The 23,314-nt window shown below is 44.7% G+C and carries 18 protein-coding genes and 3 pseudogenes; 9 read left to right on the top strand and 12 right to left on the bottom strand.

The features are described from left to right. The first annotated feature begins 155 nt into the window (after positions 1-155). The gene (locus A7983_RS24165; protein ID WP_005971433.1) at positions 156-329 is read left to right on the top strand and encodes a YlcI/YnfO family protein; all 174 of its coding nucleotides are present in this window, start codon (positions 156-158) and stop codon (positions 327-329) included. 87 nt (positions 330-416) lie between these two features. Here the strand turns inward: A7983_RS24165 and A7983_RS11315 are convergent, their stop codons facing one another. From A7983_RS11315 to A7983_RS11295, 5 genes and pseudogenes are all read right to left on the bottom strand, one after another. After that, the gene (locus A7983_RS11315) at positions 417-1,022 is read right to left on the bottom strand and encodes a BRO-N domain-containing protein (RefSeq protein WP_005971431.1); all 606 of its coding nucleotides are present in this window, start codon (positions 1,020-1,022) and stop codon (positions 417-419) included. A gap of 12 nt (positions 1,023-1,034) precedes the next feature. After that, complete coding sequence (locus A7983_RS11310; RefSeq protein ID WP_005971427.1) at positions 1,035-1,481, bottom strand: hypothetical protein; 447 nt, start codon at positions 1,479-1,481, stop codon at positions 1,035-1,037. An 8-nt stretch (positions 1,482-1,489) separates the two neighbouring features. Next, positions 1,490-1,690, bottom strand: coding sequence for a helix-turn-helix domain-containing protein (locus A7983_RS11305; protein WP_005971425.1), 201 nt, complete (start codon positions 1,688-1,690; stop codon positions 1,490-1,492). 113 nt (positions 1,691-1,803) lie between these two features. Further along, positions 1,804-2,439 (bottom strand): hypothetical protein, encoded by a 636-nt coding sequence (locus A7983_RS11300; protein ID WP_005971423.1) that lies wholly within the window; start codon positions 2,437-2,439, stop codon positions 1,804-1,806. After that, a pseudogene (locus tag A7983_RS11295) lies at positions 2,436-3,865 on the bottom strand (integrase arm-type DNA-binding domain-containing protein). The gene A7983_RS11300 and the pseudogene A7983_RS11295 overlap by 4 nt, the downstream one beginning before the upstream one ends. 551 nt (positions 3,866-4,416) lie before the next feature. Here A7983_RS11295 and A7983_RS11285 point away from each other — a divergent pair. Then, positions 4,417-5,526, top strand: a pseudogene (locus tag A7983_RS11285) (IS3 family transposase). A gap of 266 nt (positions 5,527-5,792) precedes the next feature. Here the strand turns inward: A7983_RS11285 and A7983_RS11280 are convergent. The 6 genes and pseudogenes from A7983_RS11280 to tkt all read right to left on the bottom strand — a co-directional run bounded on the left by A7983_RS11280 (position 5,793) and on the right by tkt (position 12,040). Further along, the gene (locus A7983_RS11280; protein ID WP_005971409.1) at positions 5,793-6,662 is read right to left on the bottom strand and encodes a hypothetical protein; all 870 of its coding nucleotides are present in this window, start codon (positions 6,660-6,662) and stop codon (positions 5,793-5,795) included. A gap of 20 nt (positions 6,663-6,682) precedes the next feature. Beyond that, a complete protein-coding gene (locus A7983_RS11275; protein WP_005971406.1) occupies positions 6,683-7,258 on the bottom strand; it encodes a hypothetical protein in 576 nt (191 codons plus the stop codon). A gap of 559 nt (positions 7,259-7,817) precedes the next feature. Further along, complete coding sequence (locus tag A7983_RS11270) at positions 7,818-9,191, bottom strand: PTS ascorbate transporter subunit IIC (protein WP_005971405.1); 1,374 nt, start codon at positions 9,189-9,191, stop codon at positions 7,818-7,820. 39 nt (positions 9,192-9,230) lie between these two features. Beyond that, positions 9,231-9,503, bottom strand: coding sequence for a PTS sugar transporter subunit IIB (locus A7983_RS11265; RefSeq protein ID WP_005971402.1), 273 nt, complete (start codon positions 9,501-9,503; stop codon positions 9,231-9,233). A 36-nt stretch (positions 9,504-9,539) separates the two neighbouring features. Continuing rightward, positions 9,540-10,001: a PTS sugar transporter subunit IIA gene (locus tag A7983_RS11260; protein WP_005971399.1), complete on the bottom strand. Its 462-nt coding sequence runs from the start codon at positions 9,999-10,001 to the stop codon at positions 9,540-9,542. A gap of 42 nt (positions 10,002-10,043) precedes the next feature. Further along, a pseudogene (tkt, locus tag A7983_RS11255) lies at positions 10,044-12,040 on the bottom strand (transketolase). 498 nt (positions 12,041-12,538) lie between these two features. Between tkt and A7983_RS11250 the strand changes: the two are divergent. Further along, complete coding sequence (locus A7983_RS11250) at positions 12,539-13,273, top strand: GntR family transcriptional regulator (protein ID WP_005971395.1); 735 nt, start codon at positions 12,539-12,541, stop codon at positions 13,271-13,273. Positions 13,274-13,480: 207 nt separating this feature from the next. Here A7983_RS11250 and A7983_RS11245 read toward each other — a convergent pair whose 3' ends face one another. After that, positions 13,481-14,383 (bottom strand): LysR family transcriptional regulator, encoded by a 903-nt coding sequence (locus A7983_RS11245; RefSeq protein WP_005971393.1) that lies wholly within the window; start codon positions 14,381-14,383, stop codon positions 13,481-13,483. Positions 14,384-14,561: 178 nt separating this feature from the next. On the opposite strand from A7983_RS11245, the gene A7983_RS11240 reads away from it, so the two are divergent. From A7983_RS11240 to pgmB, 6 genes are all read left to right on the top strand, one after another. Then, the gene (locus A7983_RS11240) at positions 14,562-15,326 is read left to right on the top strand and encodes a type 1 glutamine amidotransferase domain-containing protein (RefSeq protein WP_005971391.1); all 765 of its coding nucleotides are present in this window, start codon (positions 14,562-14,564) and stop codon (positions 15,324-15,326) included. A 308-nt stretch (positions 15,327-15,634) separates the two neighbouring features. After that, positions 15,635-17,023, top strand: a complete 1,389-nt coding sequence (locus A7983_RS11230; protein WP_005971389.1) for a glycoside hydrolase family 1 protein — start codon at positions 15,635-15,637, stop codon at positions 17,021-17,023. 371 nt (positions 17,024-17,394) lie between these two features. Next, positions 17,395-18,336 carry a trehalose operon repressor TreR gene (gene treR, locus A7983_RS11225; protein ID WP_005971387.1) on the top strand — a complete coding sequence of 314 codons (942 nt, stop codon included), beginning with the start codon at positions 17,395-17,397 and terminating at the stop codon, positions 18,334-18,336. A 129-nt stretch (positions 18,337-18,465) separates the two neighbouring features. Next, complete coding sequence (gene treB, locus A7983_RS11220; protein ID WP_005971384.1) at positions 18,466-19,890, top strand: PTS trehalose transporter subunit IIBC; 1,425 nt, start codon at positions 18,466-18,468, stop codon at positions 19,888-19,890. Between the two features lie 25 nt (positions 19,891-19,915). Further along, positions 19,916-22,639, top strand: a complete 2,724-nt coding sequence (locus A7983_RS11215; protein ID WP_005971382.1) for a glycoside hydrolase family 65 protein — start codon at positions 19,916-19,918, stop codon at positions 22,637-22,639. Then, positions 22,636-23,301 (top strand): beta-phosphoglucomutase, encoded by a 666-nt coding sequence (gene pgmB / locus A7983_RS11210; protein WP_005971380.1) that lies wholly within the window; start codon positions 22,636-22,638, stop codon positions 23,299-23,301. The genes A7983_RS11215 and pgmB overlap by 4 nt, the downstream gene beginning before the upstream one ends. Positions 23,302-23,314: the final 13 nt, after the last annotated feature.

Below are 23,314 nucleotides of genomic sequence, written 5' to 3'. Positions count from 1 at the left end.
TAAGTGTTCCCGCACTGCTGGGCTTCGTTATTTGTGTAACACCTGTGGATAAGGTGTTGAACACCAGCCTATTGCAAGGTGTTGAACACGTCAAGCATTTACAATCACTTTTTTCATGCCATACTGTTGAACACCTAAAACGGAGAAACGCTGATATGGCAACGAAAGCAGTCAATGGCCGGTCGCAAACTATTGCCGCCCGTGTCCCACACGAAGTAGTTAAAGAGGTTGAGGCACTAAAGGAAGAGGGTGAAACAACTGGGCAATTCGTTGTTTCAGCTTTACAGCGTGAAGTGAAATACCGGCAACGCAAGAAATCAAAAGAATAGCCAGCCAGCGAACGCATAATTGCGTTGGCTAAACGGTGCGGGCGCATTTCGCATTCAGTGTGTGTAGTACCGGTGGGATATTGGCAATTAATCATGATCGCTACCTCCCGCCAGTGGTAAGGCTGGTTGATACTCACGCCATAATTGTTCTTCTTCCGTGCTTAAGTGCCGTTTCTGCTGTTTGCAGGCTTGCAGATCGCGGCCTTTCTTACTGGCTTGCTTCAGATAGGATTGCTTACGACGCGTGAAGTCATGCAGGAATGCCCACGGCACACCGTAAGAGCCGGTTTTACGAATGGACGGTATAACCTCACGGAATACCCAATTACTAAACCGATGGGCGAACGTGCCGGGTGTGGTGGCTTTCCGACTGCGGGCAATCAGTTTGTAGAAGCCGGACTCGGAAACAGCCCCGCGGTTAGGGTTGCCTCGAATACCGTAGGTTAAAGCTACAGTATTCTTTTCATCAGGATCTAACGCTGTCAAAGCATCCCGTGAGTTGACTACCTCCAGTGAGTCGCAAACATCTTTTGCAATAAACCACGGCTCACCATGAATATTCACGATCCGCACCTTCATACCCTCAAAATTGATAACAGAAATATCCTGTTCGCTGGCTTTGAAAATATCGCTCTGGCTGTTTTCAGGGTGAGCGAATCCCTGACCGTTAAGGTCATTATTTTTTGATGTCATTATCAGGCTCCGTTAGCTGGCGGCGTAATCTGGGTACAGACTCAGGATATGGTTAATTTCTTGCTGGGTAAGCGGCTGGTGGCCGTTAATATCGGAGTTGGTATTTACCAGTCGAATGACACGGGAAATATCATCTCGCTTTGCAAACCGATAACGATAGTGACTGCCGATCCCGTCTGTGTTTGGCTCGTCAATCCGCTCTAACTGGATATCAAGCAGGCGTTCTAATTCGGTAGCGTAATTCCGGCCAGAGGAAAGGCGGCAATGACGGAGAATATCATTCTCAGTAAAGCCGCCAGCACCGGAACGCAACATGAAAACCCGTGCGCGATGCTTCTTAGGGACTGGCCTTATCCGCTCTGGCTGGCTATTATGTCCACCAGCAATATTAGGTTGCGCAGCAGGTTTTATTTGTTCATGTTGACGCTCGGTAGCACGGGCGTTTTTCATTTCATCCATTCGCCACCTCACGCACACTGCCGAACTGAAGCCAGATAGGCATCTAAATCCGATTTCAGATAGATCGTTTTCTTGCGACCAACTTTGTAGAAGGGAATTTTCACACGCCCAGAGCTATGCCAATTCGCCAGCGTTCGCGGGCTCACACCAATATAATCGGCTGCTTCTGGTCGGGTAAATTTAGTAGGGTTTGCCTCAATAACATTCATAACGCTTCACCGTGTCAGTTAGGTAACAACGGTGAAACTATGGGCGAAATAAGGTGTGTCGGGTAGCCCAGTATCCGGCTATTGGGTAAGCAATAACCGGCTATTTCTAATAGCTATGATAAAATTAAACGAAAAATTACGTATTCTTTCGGTGGAGGTGGTTGTATTTTTTCCTTCTTTATCCAATTATCAAGACTTTTAAGGCTCACCCTGCCGTCAAAATGATCCCGTATTTTTTCACACATACGTTTTTTGCTAGCCCCAGGATATTTCTCCCATGTCAGCCTAGCTATGCGCAGCGCTTCTTTTTGATATTGAGGTTTACGGGGCTTAGACGATATCGTTTTTTGCCTTGATGACTTGATCACATCTTCGATGCCGCTAAGTTTGACATGGGCTAATTGGCAATCAATTAATTTCTGATATGCATGAATAAGTAACTTATTACTCAATTCATCCTGCCCATAAAGATGGAGTACACCCGCTGCTTTAAAAATGTCATCAGCATCCGGACATGGCGAATCACGCTTATCATGCTCAAATACAAACCGATCATCCAACATGCACTCAAGCGCCCTTTCCTTAGATAAAGGCTCACGTGTAATATTGCTTACAAAGGTAAACTTATGAGATCTCGCCCTTTCTTCTGCTCTTTTTTTGACGTTGCTATCAAAATCAACCCAGAAACAACAAGCATCAATAAATTCATATGTAGTTGGACTTGATTCAAGCTCTGAATAAGTTTTCATGCTTTCTTTCCATCTATTGGGCTATTAAGAAATTGAAACAACACCTTCCTCTTATCCTCATCCGTCATTGCTCCCATTACGGCCAATAGTTGAGAATCAAGATTAGCGGCCTTTTCCACCAGTCCGGCATATTCAAGAATGGCCTGCTCTATCTTTCTGGCCGGCCCCTGCAATTCATCAGCACCGAAATGAAGATACCCCTGCGTTACATCAGCGCTACGCAGCGTTCTATGGTTCATGAGGCGTTTAAGGATATAAGAACCAACGCCAGCCAGCTCCGCCACCGTGCCAAACGTTCTACGGGCATCGTGACATTTGAACTCGATTGCTGGTAAAGCATCAGGATTAGGCTCTGATACCGTGGCCGCAACGATGCGAGCAATCACTCTGCGTGGTTCCCGGATAACGCCACCATTCCGACCAGGGAAAACCTGCGTATCTGTTGCTCCCTTTACCTGGAGACGACGCCGGAATATTTTCAGTAAGGTTTCGGTAATGGGTAATTCCAGCGGATCGCCATTTTTAGTGGTATCAATCCAAAAATAGCGACCTCCCATATTCACCCTATCCCACGTCAGCCCGAAAACCTCCGAACGGCGTAAGCCAGTAAATAAGGCGGTATCGATCGCATCACACATGGATACAGCAACATCATCCCGGATTTCGGTGGCTTTTTCTCTAACGGCATCAACGGCTTTTAACCATCGCCCTAAATCATGGGTTCGGATACGCTCCGTTTTTCTGACCGTTCCATGCCACTGGCGTTTAGTGCTCAGCACCATCGTAGGCGGTTCGGGGAGCAAGGTTTTCCCTTCATCATCTCGGTAATGATCGTAGGAGAATCGATAAACAGCGCGTAAAGCTCTCGCCCATAAATTTGCCTGTGCTTTACTGCCGGAGCCTACACCAGAACGCAGAGTGCTTTTATCGACCCCAAACCATACAGTGCCTTCTGTAATGGCTTTGTGTCGGTTTTCTACTCGCTCGCGGCTAATATTCGCCATTGGCTGCTTCATCCAGTCACCGGAGAAGTTATTGAGCGTTGCTCTATATTGATGTTCTGTTGTCGCTTTAAGCCTGTGTCCACGGTTATGAATATAAGTATTGATGGCCTCTCTTCCAGCGTTACCGTGCCTTTGTTCTTTGCACGCTTTAACACATTTGGGTTCTTACCGTTCGCCGCCACCTCACCAAGTAATTCCAGCGCTTTGGTTCTGGCACTATCGACGGCCAGATCGGGAAAGCGTCCCAGCGTCACCCGGATGAATTTATTATCTCGGTACCGCGCTACACAGAAAGACTTTACGCCCGTTGGCGTAACCCGTAGGCGCAAGCCCTGCACAACACTGTCTGCGAATTCCAAACGCTTGTTCTGGTCGGGTTCGATCGCAATAAGAGCGGCCTTGGTGAACCTTAAGGTTTCCATCTACTCCCCAACCCCGGGGATATGCCGGGGATATGCCGGGGATATTTCACATAGGTAATTATGGGTAATATTAGGGCATATTGGAGGGGATGAGTAAGCGATAAATTACTGATTTTTCTATATCAAGTAAAAACAGTGATTTAAGTGACTCAAAACTCATAATCGCTTGGTCGCTGGTTCAAGTCCAGCAGGGGCCACCAGATATATCAAGGAGTTACGTTAATAGCGTAACTCCTTTGTTTTTTCTAGGATACCTATAGGATTTTAGTTCACGTTATTCAATTCACAATGAACTAAATAGATAAAAAGTTAATATTTTTCATATAATTATAAATCACGCTTTCCAATTTTATTCATCGTCCTAATGATCCTTTCCGTTATACTGTTTAAATATTCAGTTACACGATGGAACACTGTATGGAACGACATAAAAAACGCCCCGAATGCCCTAAATGTGGGGCATGGATACGAGTGTAAGTATCCCGGTCAACCGAACCATTCACTTTTGGAGATCTTCCGACATACTGAGTATGTTCCCTGAGGAGATCGTCATGTATAAAGCCCGATTCACTGAACACCAGATCATTGCCGTTTTGAAGTCTGTCGAAGCTGGACGTACCGTCAAGGATGTCTGTCGCGAAGCGGAGATATCCGAGGCCTCGTACTACAACTGGAAAGCGAAGTTTGGCGGTATGGAAGCCTCTGATATCAAAAAGATGAAAGATCTGGAGGACGAAAATCGTCGTCTCAAACAGATGTTTGCCGAGCTGGGTCTCGAGTGTCGTGCTATGAAAGATATCATCGAAAAAAAACTTTAAAACCAGCGATAAAGCGTGAACTCGTCAGTTACCTGACCGCGCAGTTTGCGATGAGCATACGCCAGGCATGCAGGACATTGTCGCTGAGCAGGACGGTGTATTTTTATCAGCCGGATACCCGCCGTGATGAACCGGTGATCCAGGCTCTGGCGGAGGTGGCTGAACGCTATCCCCGTTACGGCTTTAAGAAGCTATTTCAGGTGCTGCGCAGGCAGGGACACGTCTGGAACCACAAGCGTGTACACCGAATTTACTGTCTGTTAAAACTGAATTTTCGTCGTAAGGGTAAACAACGCCTGCCGGTGCGCAATCCGGTTCCTCTGGCAACGCCGGAAGCACTCAACCAAAGCTGGTCGATTGATTTTATGCACGACGCCTGACATGTGGTCGACGTTTTCGGACTTTCAATGTCGTCGATGATTTTAACCGTGAAGCTCTGGCTATCGAAATTGGCCTGAATATCCCAGCACAACATGTCGTCCGGGTGCTGGACAGGATAGTGGCAAACCATGGATATCCAGTGAAGATGCGGATGGATAACGGACCGGAACTGATATCACTGGCTCTGGCACAATGGGCCGAAGAGCATGGTGTGATGCTGGAATTTATCAAGCCAGGCAAACCGACGCAAAACGCATTTATTGAACGGTTTAACCGAACGTACCGGACAGAGGTACTGGATTTTATCTGTTCAGAACCCTGAATGAAGCACGGGAAATAACGGAGCGCTGGCTGAATGAATACAACAGTGAGCGGCCTCATGAATCGCTGAATAACCTGACGCCGGAAGAATATAGACTGATGGCTGAAAAATCGGAAATCTCAAAAAATGCGCGGAACTAAAAGCGGTCTACTTACAACTAAAACGGGATCGTGAGTTTAGTATCGGTTTTTAATGGATAAAACCGATGAAAACCAGACGAAAAAACGGGATGTTGAAGACGCCCTCAAACGCCACAGAAACCGTTATAAACTTTCAGGATAGATTTGGGTGTATGGGGCATGTTCGGTGCTTAAAATCATGCTGAGGCGTTCTGATGGTGTCTAACGGGCGGTTTTAAGTGGCAAACTCGCCCGTTTAACATAATGGGTCTTAGGTGTATCAATGGTTATCTACTTGCTAACTCAATATTATCATCGTGTGGTTTGTTTTCATTTTTAGATAGAACCCATTGTTTACGTGTTCTAGGTGGTATTTTATTGTATTTTTGGGTATTTAATTCGCTATTAGGAAAGGGAGTAGGAATCGATTTTATATGTGGGATATTATTTATTACTTTTAAATCACCATCAAACTTACCGGCTTTTTTCTGTTCTTTGTTATAGCTGCTTAGGTCATTCCATGCTTTAGTTGGAGTTATTCCAGCATGACGTAATGCTTTCCAAGTGAAATCAATGCAACTGTTTGTTAGGCCATTATAATAAAGATCAAAATACTTATCTGATTTAGAAAAGGCAACTTCACCAAATTCATAGATTTTATCATATTGCTGCTTAGTTATTTCGATAGTTCGGCTGTAATGCGGGCTTTCGTAATGAATAGTATCAGTTTTTGTTACTATACCATTTCCAATAGCCCCTGTTTCGATAGGTGCAAATCCATAAGAATCATTATTTGTTTTAGTTCCATCTTTGTTTATTTTTATTATCTGCAACCACATATGACCTGCTCCTGATACAGCTAGATTTCCATCCTTATCAAAATGAGGTGCGCCATATTCGTTATTTAGTGGTGTTCCTGGGTATGCTGTATAAATTGTCACCGTATATCGAGACTCTACAGCATCAATCAAATCATCAACATACTCTTTCCGTGCGTGAGGTGGTGGGCAGGTAGCACAAGCCTGACCTACATTCCAGTTCGCTTCTTGATCGGGATAGGCGAAATGCTGTATGTCTTTTACTTTTGTTTCTACTGTTTGAGCGCTGCGATTTGCGATGTATTCAAGTAATTCTTCTGTTTTATTTTCAGATTTCATTTTTCACATCTTTGTTTATATTATTTATTAACATAGGTTTCTATTGTTACGAAGTAATTCAATCCATCTATTTCTAGTTCTGGCCAATCACCAAGAACCGTTATCTCTAATCTATATTGACCGTATTCTGATGGGATGGAGGCTATAGAAAATGCATCAGAGCTACGAACGCTATTGTTTTTATGGGTTTTATCTAAGATTAAACGTTCGGTCATATCATTATTTATTTTATATAACCTAACTTTAAATATGGGCGTATCCCCTATTTTTTTTATTGGACCATCACCATTAAATATTTGAGATGGATAAAAATTTATATTTTTATTTGGGTCTTTATCTATGTTTAAGACTATATGGGATGATGGAGGAGATATGGGGAATAAATATAATAACTTAGGTTCTGGTAATGGAGTTCTCCAAAAAATAAAATTAATAGAACCACCTTTTTTATACAATTTTATTGGTACATTTATGGGATGACCTTCTGCTATTTTTGGCGATAAAAAGGAATATGGGTCATTAGTAACTGGCTTAACCCACAGGTACAAGAATACCCCACCCCCACCGACGAACAAGCCAATTATAAATAAAATCATTTTCACCGCTATTAACCTTACTTCCATGAAAGATAAACACAGGGAGCTTAGCCGTAATCGAGGCGACACTTCAAGGATTTCAGCAAAAAATTTCTTTCCACCCTGTAACCAAAGGCTATCGCTAGTGGCGTTTTTACGTGTCTGCCAGGGTTGGATTCAAGAGAGTAGTTACCTGAATAGGAGTGATAGTCGGGCTAAACAGGAAGTTCGTGCAGATGGCCCAGCTTGGAGCGAACCACCTAAACAAGCGCAGTGCCGGTACAGGGAAGCTGAGAGATAGCGCCCCCAAAGCGGATTAAAGCCGGCTGTAAACTTGTAAGGTGGGTATTGACCACTACATATAATCGCTTGGTCGCTGGTTCAAGTCCAGCAGGGGCCACCAAATTTTAGCTTTAAAATCATACAAAAAAGCCACCATTTGCATGGTGGCTTTTTTGTTATCTAAATTCAGAATGGCAATAAGGCGGCGATGGTTTTTCACCGTCTTTGTGCGGTTTCCGTTTTATCAACGTTGGCGCAACCAGAGAGTATGCCTCTCTGGTTGCAATTAACGGCATGATTATTCAGCATTATCTTCCGAGAGTACTTTCTTCTTCGCCGTAAAATTATAGATAACCATCAGCGCAAAAATACCGGTAATAACCATGGTGATGGTCCCTTTATCCATAAAGCGGGCCATATTTCCAAGAACAATCCCCACTACGCCAAAGTCAGTATCGGAGAAGGTGGTATTTGTTAACCCAATCGCGCCGAGTACGGGCAGCAAAGCAACAGGCAGGAAGGTGATTAAGATACCATGAGCAAAGGCTCCCAGGATGGCACCACGCCTACCGCCGGTGGCATTGCCAAAAACACCGGCCGTAGCACCACAGAAAAAGTGAGGAACCACACCTGGTAGAATCAATACCCAATGAAGTTGGCCGAGGATAAACAACCCTACCAGTCCACCAATAAAGCTTGAAATAAAACCAACCAGAACCGCATTTGGCGCATATGGGAAGACGATAGGACAATCCAGCGCAGGTTTTGCGTTAGGCACCAGTTTTTCAGAAAAACCGGTAAAAGCAGGGACAATTTCAGCCAATATTAAGCGAACGCCCTGGAGAATAATAAACACACCTGCGGCAAAGGTAATGGCCTGAATAAACGAATAGACCAGGTAATTTTGGCCATGACTGAAATGGCTTTCTACATACTCTTTCCCAGCAGAAATCGACAGGATTAAATAAATAATCATCATCGTCAGAGAGATTGATATTGTGCTATCACGCAGAAAGCTCAGGTTTTTTGGCATATTCATTTCTTCGGTAGATTTGGATCCTTTGCCTACTACGGATCCTATCCAACCGGATAAAACATAGCCAATCGTTCCTGTATGCGCTAAAGCTACCTGGTCGCCGCCCACGATTTTACGCATATATGGCTGTGCCAATGCAGGGAACGCAGCCATCAGCATCCCCAAAGCCAGAGACCCGGTGTAAATAAGCTGAGCACCTTCAAAACCGGCTACCGACAGAATAATCGCCACCATGCAGGCCATATAGAAGGTGACGTGCCCTGAAAGATAAATATATTTCAGGCGGGTAAATCTGGCGACAATGATGTTAGCGACCATGCCGAACGCCATAATTAGCGTGGTCGGAGCGCCGTACTTAGCCAGAGCGATAGAAACCATCGCTTCGTTGTTAGGGATGATCCCTTGAACATCAAATGCTTGTTTGAAAATATCACCCAGAGGTGACAGAGAGCCAACCAGCACCGTCGCCCCACCAGCCAGCACCAAAAAGCCCAGGATTGTTTTCACTGTCCCCTTAATAATATCAGGGAGAGGCTTTTTCTGCGCAACAAGCCCGAATAATGCCACCAGTCCAACCAAAATAGATGGCACTTTCAACACGTCGACGACAAACTGCAAAAGGTTTTGGGTAAACATATTAACCTCTACGGTAAGGTGTTTATCTATGTATACGAATTAGTTTTTATCAAAATACTCACGTATTTTTTGTTCAACTTCTTTCAGATCGATAATGTTATTAATGATAATGACCTTCTCTGCAGGAAGGTTGGCGCTGTAGGCAATATCTTTAGCCATAACAAAAACATCCGCCAGATCGGGGGTGACAGACCCGAGATCGGAATGGTCAACGTCAGCAACAACATTGATATTTTTCAGCACTTTCTTGATGTTCATTTCCATCATGAAGCTGCTTCCCAGGCCAGAACCACAAACCGCCATAATTTTCATATCACACCTCATGAACCGTTAATCAATATTGGATTATTAGCTGACAGCATTATCGGCTAATAAAATCGTATTAAGCTCTTCTTTACTGCGTGCATTGAAGAACCTTTCCATTGTATTTTCATCAGAAAGCACTTCAGCCAGTTGGGAAATCATTTCAATATGGCTATTGCTGTCTGGTGCTGAGAACATGAAAATAGCGTCTACCGGATCATTCTCATCAGCATCAAACTTCACTGCGTTAGCCAGTTTTACGATAGATAATCCCAGTGCTTTTGCCCCTTGCTCTGGACGCGCGTGGGGCATTGCAATCCGGGGAGCGATCACAAAGTAGGGCCCAATATCTTCTTTTTGCCGGATGATGGTATCAATATACTCCTGCGATATTGCCCCCTCATTGAGCAGAGGAAGCCCGGCAATCTGGACGGCTTCCTTCCAGCCAGCAACGTTCTCAACATACTGAATTCTTTCGTTATTCAACCAATTCGCCAGATGTGACATAGTCTTTTTCCTGATTTAAAAACGAGCGGTCCAATTTTATTCTCATGACTTCAGCATGCTTCGAGCCACATCAAGTACGTTTTCTTTCGTGAACCCAAAGTGCCTGAAAAGTATGGCTGCCGGGGCCGATTCGCCGAATGACGTCATGCCGATAACCTTCCCGTCCAGACCGGTATAACGCTGCCAAAATCCTTCAATACTCGCCTCTACCGCGAGACGATTGCGGACATCACTCGGGAGCACCGATTCCTTATAATGTGCATCTTGCTTATCAAAACGTTCAGTACAAGGCATTGAAACTACACGGACTTGATGGCCTTCCCCTTGCAGCGCTACCGCCGCTGCGACAACCAACTCAACCTCTGAACCGGAGGATATCAGTAATATTTCAGGTTGCCCGTCACAGTCAATCAGCACATAGCCTCCGCGAGCAATATTTGCAAGCTGGGTAGGCGTTCGCGGTTGTTGTTCCAGAGGTTGTCGCGTGAGGATCAAGGCAGTTGGCCCATCTTTACGCTCTATAGCCTGCTGCCAGGAAACGGCGACTTCCACCTGATCGCATCCACGCCAGGTTTCCATATTGGGCGTCAATCGCAAAGAAGCTAATTGTTCCACTGGTTGATGCGTGGGGCCATCTTCTCCTAACCCGATGGTGTCATGTGTGTACACAAATACAGAGCGGATCTTCATCAACGCGGCCATGCGTACTGCATTGCGGGCATACTCCATAAACATCAGGAATGTGCCACCATACGGAATAAAACCGCCATGTAATGCCAGCCCATTCATAATGGCTGACATACCGAATTCACGGACACCATAGGAAATATAATTCCCTTGTGGGTAGTCAGCGGTGAAATCGACAGATTTTACATGGCGCGTCAGATTAGAAGGTGAAAGGTCTGCTGACCCCCCATGAGTTCAGGAAGCAGATCAGAAAAATGATTCAAGCATTTCTGGCTGACCTGACGGGTTGCCAAGCTTGCAGGGTTAGCCTGTAACGCCTCAATATATTGATGAATATCTTCAGCCCAGCACGCTGGCAGCTCACCGCTCATGCGGCGGCTAAACTCACTGGCTAGCTCAGGCCATGCTTGCTGATAATCAGCAAATCTCTGATTCCATTTTTTCTCATTGCTGGCCCCTTGTTCGGTTGCATCCCATGCTTTGTAGATATCATCAGGGATTTCAAAAGGTTTGTAAGGCCAGTTAAGTTCTTTACGTACCAGAGCCACTTCATCCACACCAAGGGCTGAACCATGGCAATCATGGCTGTTAGCTTTATTGGGTGAACCGAAACCAATCACCGTTTTACAGCATAAAAGGCTGGGTTTGTCGGTCACGGCTTTAGCTTCCCGTACCGCAGCATCCACCGCCTGTGGGTTATGTCCATCAATGCCATCGATGACATGCCAACCATAAGCCCGAAAACGTGCTGCGGTATCTTCTGAGAACCATCCATCAACATGGCCGTCAATGGAAATACCATTATCGTCCCAGACGGCAATAAGTTTTCCTAGCTGTAATGTCCCGGCCAGACTGCAAGCCTCGTGAGAGATACCTTCCATCAAACAACCATCACCCATAAACAGCCATGTATGGTGATCGACAATATCAAAACCAGGTTTGTTAAACTCAGCCGCTAGCGCCTTTTCTGCAATCGCCATTCCAACCGCATTGGCGATCCCTTGTCCCAATGGGCCGGTCGTCGTTTCGACGCCGGGTGTATACCCATATTCAGGATGCCCAGGGGTGCGCGCATGTAATTGACGAAACTCACGGATATCATCCATTGACACGTCATAGCCAGTCAGGTGCAGGAGAGCGTAGAGCAGCATAGAACCATGCCCGTTGGACTGGACATAACGATCGCGGTTAGACCATTGAGGATTCTTCGGGTTGTGGCAAAGATGGCGACGCCAGATCACCTCGGCGATATCTGCCATCCCCATAGGGGCTCCGGGATGGCCTGAATTGGCTTTCTGAATAGCATCAATGCTCAGGAACCTAATGGCATTCGCTAACGCTCTATTGCTCATAAATCATCTCTCTTAAACTCAGAATTCTTCAGGGATAAGGCTTGCCCTGAATTTACCGGTGGTATCCAGATACTCTGTATGTACAGTCAGATTTTTGGGAAACATCCTGAAACTCACTGCCCCCTTCCATCACATTTCATCATTCAGTCTGTAAAAACGGTCTCTTTATGTTTGATTCCCTGGTGAGGCATAATTAATTAAAACAGCAAGTTGAAATTAAAAACCCAATGAATTCGTATAGATATAGTTTGAATGATTTCAGTTTAATTTATTACGTATAGACATGTTTTAGATGTATAGTCATCTTGATAATGAACCTAGATGTGTACAGATACAACATGTAAAGTTAAAATATATCTGGACATGTTAGTTCTAAATGCAAATTCGTTATCTTGATCACATCTCTATGTAACAGAAGCATTGTCTGGAAAGTAAGACAGGCACGTGCAAACAGGGCTCAGGGGAGCCGGTCCTTCACCCTTATCAGGAATAAAGTAGATGGCCGATGGCATTACAGAAAAACAGAAAGAGGTGGTCGATTACATCCTTAAGAAAATCAAGGATGATAGCCTCTTGCCTGGGGATAAGCTTGATACTGAAATCGCTATCGCCAAAAACATAGGAATTACCCGTGCCACCGTTCGCGAAGCGACACGTATCCTGATTGAGCAACAGAGAATTTACCGGGTAAAAGGGTCTGGGCTGTTTGTTGGTTCAATCGGGATAAGCAACCACTCTGGGAGGTTTCACGTACTTTCTCCTTTTGATTATCAGGCCCAAAAACACGGTCACAAAGGGGTCAGAAAAATTGTATCTGCCAGCATAATAAAAGTCCCATCACCGGATATGGCACAGGCGTTGCGCATTAAGAATAGCGACAAAGTGTATAAAATATTACGTCTGATGTGCTTCGATAATATCCCTGTGGCGCTGGAGCACATACATCTTCCGGTAAGCATGTTTAGCAGTATGGAGTTCGCCAAATTAGAAATATCAAAATACGCCTACATCGAGCAAATTACTGGTAAAAAAGTCCAGCGTAGGGATCAAAACTTAACGGCAAAAAAATTAACCGATCCTGACATTTTGGCTTTACTGAATTTATCGGAAAATGATGCCGTTATGGAGATCAATGAAACCGTCTTTCTGGACGATGGAACCCCTTGTGAAGTGAATATTGCGATTATCAATACCCAACTTTTCCCATTGAGACAAAACTCGGAGCGGCCTTAATCATCGTTGTCATGATTTCGCCAATCGCACGTTCAGCGGCGCTTGCTGACCTCCGGTTTGGACGCTGTTAGCCAACTTGGTCGCGGGGGCTGACATTATTTTTCATCCCTATGTGCCTGTCTTCGCGGTTGGAATAAGCCGACTAAAAACAGGCAATTAAACAATGTAAATGACAGGCCCAGCGTTCCGTTTTTCAGGAAAAAACCGTCACGTTTTAATCAACTGTGAACACACATCAATAAACGCACGCAATTTGGGTTGGTTCCTCGCGGCTCTTGAGAAATACAAGAAGAGGCCGTCGTTTCCCGGCGAGAGATCGAGTAACGCCGCTTCCAATGTGCCATCTGCCAATTCGCGTGAGGTATGGAAAGTGGATGAATAAATAAGCCCGACGCCCCTAACCGCAAGGCTACGCATCAGTTCCCCATCGTTGACGGTGACCGTGCCCATTGGTTCAAGCCTCACACTTTCTTTGTCTTCGATAAACTCCCAGCGATAAATATCCCCCTTTTCAGGGCGACGAAAGCGAATACATTCGTGATGCACCAGATCGCTCGTGACCTTAGGCTTGCCATGCGTTTTAAAATAGTCCGGCGATCCAAATACCGCCCACTGAAATGGTGGGGAGAGCCGTATCGCAATCATATCCTGCTCAATGTAGGAACCGATCATGATACCAGCGTCATAACCTTCAGAGACAAAGTTATCGTGGCGATTACTCACCGTGATATCGACATTCAAATTCGGCCACGCCTGACGAAATGCGGGTATGAGCGGCTCGATAACATGAGGTAATGCCAAACGTTCGACGATCAGCTTCAACGTCCCCGATGGCTTTTTTGCCGACTGCGCCACATCTTCAAAACCCGTCACGATGGCCAGTGCCGCAGGGCCGACTCTCAGCAGCAGATCTTCCCCTGCTTCCGTCAATGCCATCTTGCGCGTCGTCCGGTGGAAAAGTAGCACGCCGAGGCGATGCTCCAATCGCTGGAGCGACAAGCTCATCGAGCCAGGCGTCTTACCGAGATCGAGTGCTGCTTTACGAATGCTCAGCCGTTTCGCTATCGCCAGAAATTCTGCAAGTCCATCAAAGCTATCGGATTGCCCCATCAGGCTTCCTTATCGTCATGCTATACAGGGATCATCAAACATACTTTACGACAGTTTCTCACGCCAATACAAAACTATTACATCAATTTATTAAACAATGCGTTCCGTTTTTACCGTCTATTTTCAAACAGTTATCACAGATATAGTCGGCAGACACCACCTGCTGAAGGAATTTTCTATGTCAATAATAAAGCGTTGTACAGGTCTTATCGCCGCGATTGCTGTATTTGCCGCAGCCTCCCCCGTTTTTGCCCAGAATACTCAGAAAGAAGAGAAAGTCTTAATCGTCGTTTCCAGTCTGGATAAAAAGACGCCAGAACTTGTGGGCGGTTTCTGGTTTCCAGAACTCACTCATCCGGTTGAAGTCTTTGATAAAGCTGGGCTGGATTATGATATCGCCAGCCCCAAAGGAGGATTACCGCCCTTCGACGGGTTTGATCTCAAAGATCAGGCGAGTCTGGATTTCTGGACTAACCCAGAACACCGTAACAAACTGGCTAATTCAATCCCGCTCGCCAAGGTTGATCCTGCTAAGTACACCGCGATCTTGCTCGTCGGTGGACATGGGCCGATGTGGGATTTCGCAAACAATCCTCAGTTGATCAATATTGTACGTACGATGTATGAGAACAATAAGATCATCAGCGCAGTCTGCCACGGCCCGGCGGGATTGCTGAATGTGAAACTCAGCAACGGCGAGCTGTTAATTAAAGGGCGTCACCTTACCGGATTTACCGCAGAGGAAGAGGCTTTCCGTCACTACGACAAGATTGTTCCTTTTGAACTTGAGGCCGCGCTGAAAAAGGATGGCGCAACATTCGAAGAAGCGCCGATCTTTGAAAATAAAGTCGTCGTTGACGGACGACTGATCACCGGCCAAAACCCAGCATCCGCTAAAGCGCTGGGAGAAGCTGTCGTCAAGGCCCTGCAAGCGAAGGCCTAGTAACGACATAACACCACGGCGTTAGGGGAAAAGCCCCTAACGCCTGGCAACCCTAAGTAGCATCAATAGTGATGCCGTGATCGGAGTCACATAACCAAACGGGGACATTGCCCCGGAGATTCAGGATTGTATAGTGTTCAGCTAAGACGTTACCGCCACTGGCGGGCGAGACTTGGGCAGAGGTGAGTAGTGATACTCTCTTCTGCCCAAGTTTTTTTTTGCCTGTCATCCAGCGGTTCCCTGCACGAGCGCGCGGAGCCACAAGCCGACACTGCGTAATGATGTAAAAAACGATGAGGAGAAATACCATGAAAGCATTCCCCGAAGGATTTTTATGGGGTGGTTCAGTCGCAGCAAACCAGGTCGAAGGGGCATGGAATGAAGACGGTAAAGGCGTGTCGACCTCCGATCTTCAGCTAAAAGGCGTGCATGGCCCGGTGACAGAACGCGATGAGAACATTAGCTGTATCAAAGATCGGGCAATCGATTTTTATCATCAGTACCCGCAGGATATCCAGTTATTCGCCGAAATGGGATTCAAGGTGTTGCGTACCTCCATCGCCTGGACGCGTATTTACCCCGAAGGCGATGAAGCGGAACCTTGTGAAGCCGGTCTGGCTTTCTACGATCGCCTGTTTGACGAAATGGCAAAACATCAGATTCAGCCGCTGATTACGCTGTCGCATTATGAAATGCCTTACGGTCTGGTGAAAAAACTGGGAGGCTGGGGCAACCGCGCCGTCATCGACCATTTTGAGAAATATGCACGTACCGTTTTTAGCCGCTACCAAGACAAGGTGAAGCACTGGCTGACCTTCAATGAAATCAACATGGCGCTGCACTCGCCCTTTACGGGCATCGGGCTAAGCGGCGAACCGTCGAAACAGGATATTTATCAGGCCATCCACCACCAACTGGTCGCCAGCGCACGCGCGGTGAAAGCCTGTCACGAGATCATCCCGGATGCCAAAATCGGCAACATGCTGCTGGGCGCGGTGCGCTACCCCATGACCTGCCATCCGAAAGATGTGCTGGAAGCGCAGAACAAGAATCGGGAGTGGCTGTTCTTCGGTGATGTACAGGTGCGCGGCACCTATCCAGCCTGGATTCAGCGCTATTTCCGGGAAAATGCCGTCGAACTCACCATTACCGCACAGGACAAAAACGATCTGAGCCACACCGTAGACTTCGTTTCATTCAGCTATTACATGAGCGGCTGTGCGACCTTCGAACCGGAAAAATACCAGTCTTCACGTGGCAACATCATCCGCCTGATCCCCAACCCGCACCTTGAGGCGTCCGAATGGGGCTGGCAGATCGACCCTGAAGGTCTGCGTTTCCTGCTGAACGAGCTGTATGACCGCTATCAGAAACCGCTGTTCATCGTGGAAAACGGGCTGGGCGCACGTGACGTGGTGGAAGAGGATGGCAGCATTCACGACAGCTACCGCATTGATTATCTGCGTCGTCATCTGGTTCAGGTACGTGAGGCTATCGATGATGGTGTCGAACTGCTGGGCTACACCAGTTGGGGGCCAATCGATCTGGTCAGCGCAGGCACGGCGCAGATGTCAAAACGCTACGGTTTTATTCATGTCGATCGCGATGATGAAGGCAAAGGCACGCTGGAACGTCGGCGTAAAGACAGCTTCTACTGGTATCAGGATGTAATTAACAGCAACGGAGAATCGTTGTAACCGTGCAGAAAACCAGAGTGCGGCATACTCGTGTCCCCTCTGGTGTATTGGGTGGATTATCTATCCGCCCTTTCTTTCGTAGTCAATGCTGCAACAATCGCTCATCGGTAAGACGTTAACGCCGGGAACCGTTATCTGCTTCTTTCAAAATAATGTGAAATAACGTCGCGACCTTAAGAGCGGCTACGATAGCACGGCCCTCCTTCTCGATAGAGATAATCCTCAAGACGCTCATGGAGCATTGGACTTTACCGATGTTCATATCGGTGGTACTGAACTTCTGCGGGGCTACGGACCTGTAATTGTTATGTATCAATAACTATATTAACATCATAAGTCTTAGAGACTTATTATATTGGAATACAGAGACAGTGCATAAATTAACAATCAAAGATATAGCGGCTCTTTGTAATGTAGGAAAGTCGACCGTTTCTCGTGTAATAAATAACGATAAAAATGTTAACGAAGTTACACGCCAAAAAGTGCTGACGGTGATAGAGCGGTACCAATTCACACCTTCAAAATCAGCCAGGGCCATGCGTGGATTAGCGAATCGAACCTTTGGGATCATCGTAACCCGTCTTGATTCATATGCAGAAAACCAAACGGTTAGCGCAATTTTACCCCTTTTTTATGCCAACGGCATTGACCCTATTATTCTGGAAAGCCAGTTCGACCCCAAAAAAGTTGATGAACATTTAACAATGCTTGAACGGAGAAAGATTGACGGCGTTATATTATTCGCATTCACCGGCATGACCAGTGAACAATTGGCTTCATGGCAGCAACGTATCGTCATCATCGCCCGCTCATTTGACGGTTATACCTGTGTTTGTAACGACGATACCGGCGCGGTTAATCATCTAATGGAATTTTTACATCAAGAAAAAAAATTCAGTGAAATTGGTTACGTTGGCATTGATTTACAAGATGAAACCACAGGGTTGCTACGATTCCAAGCCTATGAGAATTATTGCCATCAACATCAGCTAACAATTAACGCCGAGTTAGGAAAGCTGAATTATCAAAGTGGTTATCAACTCGCACAAAAGGTGGTTTCCAAGGGGCCTCAAGCCATTTTATGCGCAACAGACTCCTTGGCGTTTGGGGTGCAAAAATACTTAAAAACTCAAACTATTAATGATGTTTTTGTTGCTTGCATCGGCCGTAATGACTTGCTGACATTTTTATTCCCTGACACGAAGACCTGTCGTTTAGGCTTCCGAGAAAGCGGTGAACTTGCCGCCAGCTTATTAATTAACATTATTAACAATAAATTTTCACCAAAAACGCACATAATTACATCACCATGATTTAACTTGTTTTTTATTATCGCAATAAGAAATTTTGTGATATTTGTCATTTTTTGGGAACGTTCCCATTGAGAGCCAATGAGTCTCAACGTATCTTAAAATTAGGATGCGAAAACTAGAGACGAAAACATGACAGGAATAATCAATCTTGATGTGGTAGATCAGATAATTAAATTAGTAGGTGGCGAAGAAAATGTCATAACCGTTTCTCACTGCTTGACTCGCTTGCGTTTCGTATTAAATAACCCCGATATAGCTGACATTGAAGGAATTAAAGAAATCCCTGCAGTAAAAGGATGCTTCAATAATGCAGGTCAATTTCAAATAATAATAGGAACTGATGTCGACCTTTACTATAAAAAATTAATAGAAAAACTAAAAATCACCGAAAGTAGCAAAGAAGAAGCAAAAATTTCCGCTCGAAAAAACATGAAATTCTGGGAACGATTAATTTCTAACTTAGCTGAAATATTTGTGCCTTTATTACCTGCGTTAATATGTGGTGGTTTATTACTTGGACTACGTAACGTCATTGGTGAAATGCCAGTATATAATGATAAAACACTAACAACCATACTCCCATGGCTTCAGCCATTATATGGCTTTTTATGGTTACCATGTGAAGCGATCTTTCACTTCTTACCCGTAGCAATCTGTTGGTCCACGGTAAAGAAAATGGGCGGATCTCCCATACTTGGTATTGTATTAGGCATTACTCTGGTTTCACCGCAATTAATGAATGCCTATGATATAGGAAGCCAAAACCCTGATGTCTGGGATTTTGGCATATTCTCAATTCAAAAAGTCGGCTATCAGGCTCAGGTTATTCCTTCAATTTTAGCAGGGCTATTCTTAGGTTGGTTTGAAGTTAGATTACGTAAATACATTCCTAATTACCTAACATTAGTCATCGTACCTGTCGTCACGATATTGGTTTCAGTTGCCGTTGCCCATGCCATTCTTGGACCGCTTGGTCGTCTGATCGGTAATAGCATTTCAGACGGGGTCCGCTATTTAATGTTGGGTGATTTTGCCCCCATAGGCTCGATGATATTTGGCTTTTTCTACTCACCTTTAGTCATCACTGGCCTGCATCACACCACTCTGGCAATTGATATGCAATTGACGCAAAACGTGGGGGGGACACCCATCTGGCCAATCATTGCACTCTCAAACATCGCACAAGCCTCTGCAGTTGTCGGCATCATCTTGATTAGTAATAAACAAAATGAACGTGAAATCACCATTCCTGCCGCTATTTCCGCTTATTTAGGTGTAACTGAACCTGCCATGTACGGAGTTAACTTGCGTTACCGCTTCCCAATGCTGTGCGCGATGATCGGCGCGGCGTTAGCGGGACTGATTTGTGGCTATGCTCGTGTGCTTTCTAACGGGATCGGTGTTGGAGGGATACCCGGTATTCTTTCAATTCAGCCTGCATTTTGGGGTATTTACTTTGTTGCTATGGTTGTAGCAATAGTCATTCCTATCGTATTGACGATGGCTATTTATCGTTATCAGCAGCGTAAAGGCATACTGATAACTTCTCTGTAATTTCTGTTATTTAAAAGAGTTTAGCATGCGTTATCTAACTATTTTAGTAAGCAAAAATGGACTTAATTTTTCCTTAGAGAATAAGGATCACCACTATGCTTTGGAATGGAATGATTTATCAACTGAAGCATGTTTATCCGTATTACGGGAGATAAAATCCGATTTCCCCCAGGTAAATGGGGGGGTAATCATTGGGGATAAACTCTCACATTACCCGCTATTTTGCATGGAATTAGCTGGTCAAGAGGTAATTAATTTAGAAAAGGCATTTTCGGAAATATTTAATGTGCCATTTATTGCCAAAAAAAATGCAGGCACGCTATCCCCGGATAATCTGAAGGACGCTATCAAGCAGCAATATGATACGCTCAGTTGGGGCATAGATTACTGCGGGTTTAGCGCAGGAAAAAAAGAGTATGCTATTGAATCACTGTTAACCGTAGCAAATGGTTATCTAGGTGTACGTGGCACGATGCCGGATATGCAGGCAAATGATGCAACTTACCCTGCGACTTACCTCGCAGGATGTTATAACCAGGCCCAATCAAATATTGCTGGCCACACTGTTACCAATGAGGATTTTGTCAATGCGCCGGACGCGCGCGCGATCCGAATTAAAATCGGTAACGGTGATTGGCTAACACCTGATACAAGTAAGAATATTGCGCTTTACCGCAACCTTTCTCTGAAAAATGGTGTGCTGGAACAAAACTGGCTGGTGGAAGACGAGCAGAACCGTCAGGTGCAAATCCGTAGCCGGATGCTTGCGGATATGTCGCATCCTACCCGTTTCGCTATTGAGTATTGCTTCACGCCACTTAATTTTGATGGCAGTCTCACCATCTGCACGCATATTGATGGGGAGACGTATAACTATGGCGTGGCACGTTATCGCAGCCTCACGTCAAATCACTATCAAGTATTATCACGCGGTGCCTGCGGTAAAAATGCCTATCTAAATGCGAAGACACTTCAGTCAGAAATCGGGATGGGATTCTCCTCAACAATACGAGGAAACTTCTTCGCGGAAGATGATATTCGCATTCAGGAAGAGCCAAATAAGGTTAGCCAATCGATCACATGTCCGGTGATACAAGGAAAAACTTACCAGTTTGAAAAAAGTGTCAATATTCGACTATCGACGGTATTTCCCAGTGATTGGCACATTGCAGATGAATCTGTATTAGTTGATTTTTCGACTCAATTAAAATCGACCGAACAAGCGTGGGAGTTGTTGTGGGAAAAAGCAGATATCGCTATTGATGGCGATTTAATGTCTCAAAAACTCCTGCGTTTACATACTTATCATTTGATTTGTTCCTGCTCACCTTTCAGCAATGAAAACTATCAACTTGATGTGTCGGTAACCGCAAGAGGATTGCATGGAGAAGCCTATAGGGGGCATATTTTCTGGGATGAAATTTTCATCTTGCCTTTCTATATCAGGCATTTCCCTCAAACCGCTCGCCAATTACTGATGTACCGATATCATCGTCTCCCCATGGCGCGTCAGGCGGCGAGAGAAGAAGGTTATCAAGGGGCAATGTTCCCATGGCAATCAGGCCATGACGGTAGTGAACAAACGCAAATGGTACACCTTAATCCACTAAATGGTCAGTGGGATCCAGATTATAGCCGTTTACAGCGACATGTATCGTTAGCCATTGCTTATAACATCTGGCTGTATTGGGTAAATACCAAAGATACTGAGTTCATGGTGTCTTATGGAATCGAGATGTTGCTAGAAATTGCCCATTTCTGGTTAAGTAAATCCCAGTGGGATGAAACAACCCAGCGCTATTCTATTGGCAGCGTGATGGGGCCTGATGAATTTCATGAACACTCTGTCGGTAATGATGCGGGTGGGCTTAAAGATAATGCCTATACTAACTTGATGGTATCATGGCTATTCTCAAAGTTAAATGAATTACGCCAACAATTCGATGAGAACGCTATCGATACGATTAGCCAACTGATTAATATTAATCAGAAATTTTGGGCTGAGATTAATCATGTAAGTAAAAATCTATCGTTAATTATCGACAATGACATTATCTCACAATTCGACGGGTATTTTGATTTAAAAGAAATTGATTGGAAACATTATCGAGAAAAATACCAAAATATTTACCGCATGGATAGAATATTACGTGCAGAAGGGAAAAGCGCAGATAAATATAAGGTTGCCAAACAAGCTGACGCTTTAATGATATTCAACAACTTCTCTGAGGATGGCGTAACTGAAATATTAAACAACATGGGATATCACCTTGGGGAAAATTATGTAAAAAATAACTTAAATTATTATTTAGCGCGTACATCTCATGGTTCCACACTATCACGTATAGTGCATTCTCAACTCGCCAACGACATTAATTTATCTGATTTATCGTGGACACTATACCGCGAGGCACTGTATTCAGATTACCAAGACATTCAAAATGGCACAACGTCTGAGGGTATCCATACCGGCGTTATGGCGGCTACGTTAAACACAACAATAATGACTTATGCGGGGATAGATATTCGCCATCCATATCTGCGCATTGCACCTTCACTTCCCGCGGAATGGGAATGTATTCGTTTTAACTTACAGCATACTGGCATCCTGTATTATTTTATCATCACACCTAAAGAAGTAATTGTTTCAGTCAGTGAAGATACGCAGATAGAGATTAATAACAGAAAACATTTAGTCATGTCTGGAACACGGTTATCTTATGACTACAATGAAGGATTTCAACAATGAGTAATGGTTTTATTTTTGATTTAGATGGCGTAATTGTCGATACAGCACATTACCATTTCATCGCCTGGAAGAATCTAGCCAATAAAATTGGCATAGATATCGATGAGGATTTTAATCAAACACTAAAAGGCATTAGCCGTGGGGAGTCTCTGAATAAAATACTTGAACACGGTGGGAAATTTAATGATTTCGATAATAATGAAAAGGAAATATTGTCGAAAGAAAAAAATGATGACTATGTCACCTTACTCAATAAATTAACTGAACATGACATTCTTCCCGGTGTTCTTTTATTTATTAAAAGCGCAAAAGAACTTGGAATTCCATGCGCAGTTGCATCAGCATCACAAAATGCAAAGTTCATATTAGAAAAACTCAGAATTGTCGATTACTTCCAATATATCGTTGATCCAAGCGCTTTAAAAAAAGGAAAGCCTGATCCAGAAATATTTTTAAAGGCAGCGCAATTTATCGGCGTCGAACCTCAAAATGCAGTGGGGTTTGAAGATGCACAAGCCGGAATTGCTGCCTTAAACGCAGCAAAAATATTTTCAGTAGGTATCGCAATGAAACCCGAGAGTCTCATTGGGGCAGACCTAGTGCTACCTTCACTTGATAACATATCTCCAGAAATATTATTACGACGAAAAAAACAGAAATGAAAATTAATTCCCC

This window comes from Pectobacterium wasabiae CFBP 3304 (genome assembly GCF_001742185.1).
Classification (GTDB): Bacteria; Pseudomonadota; Gammaproteobacteria; order Enterobacterales; family Enterobacteriaceae; genus Pectobacterium; species Pectobacterium wasabiae.
The sequence above is the reverse complement of the archived record's forward strand: the minus strand, read 5'-3'. Positions and strand labels throughout refer to the sequence as shown.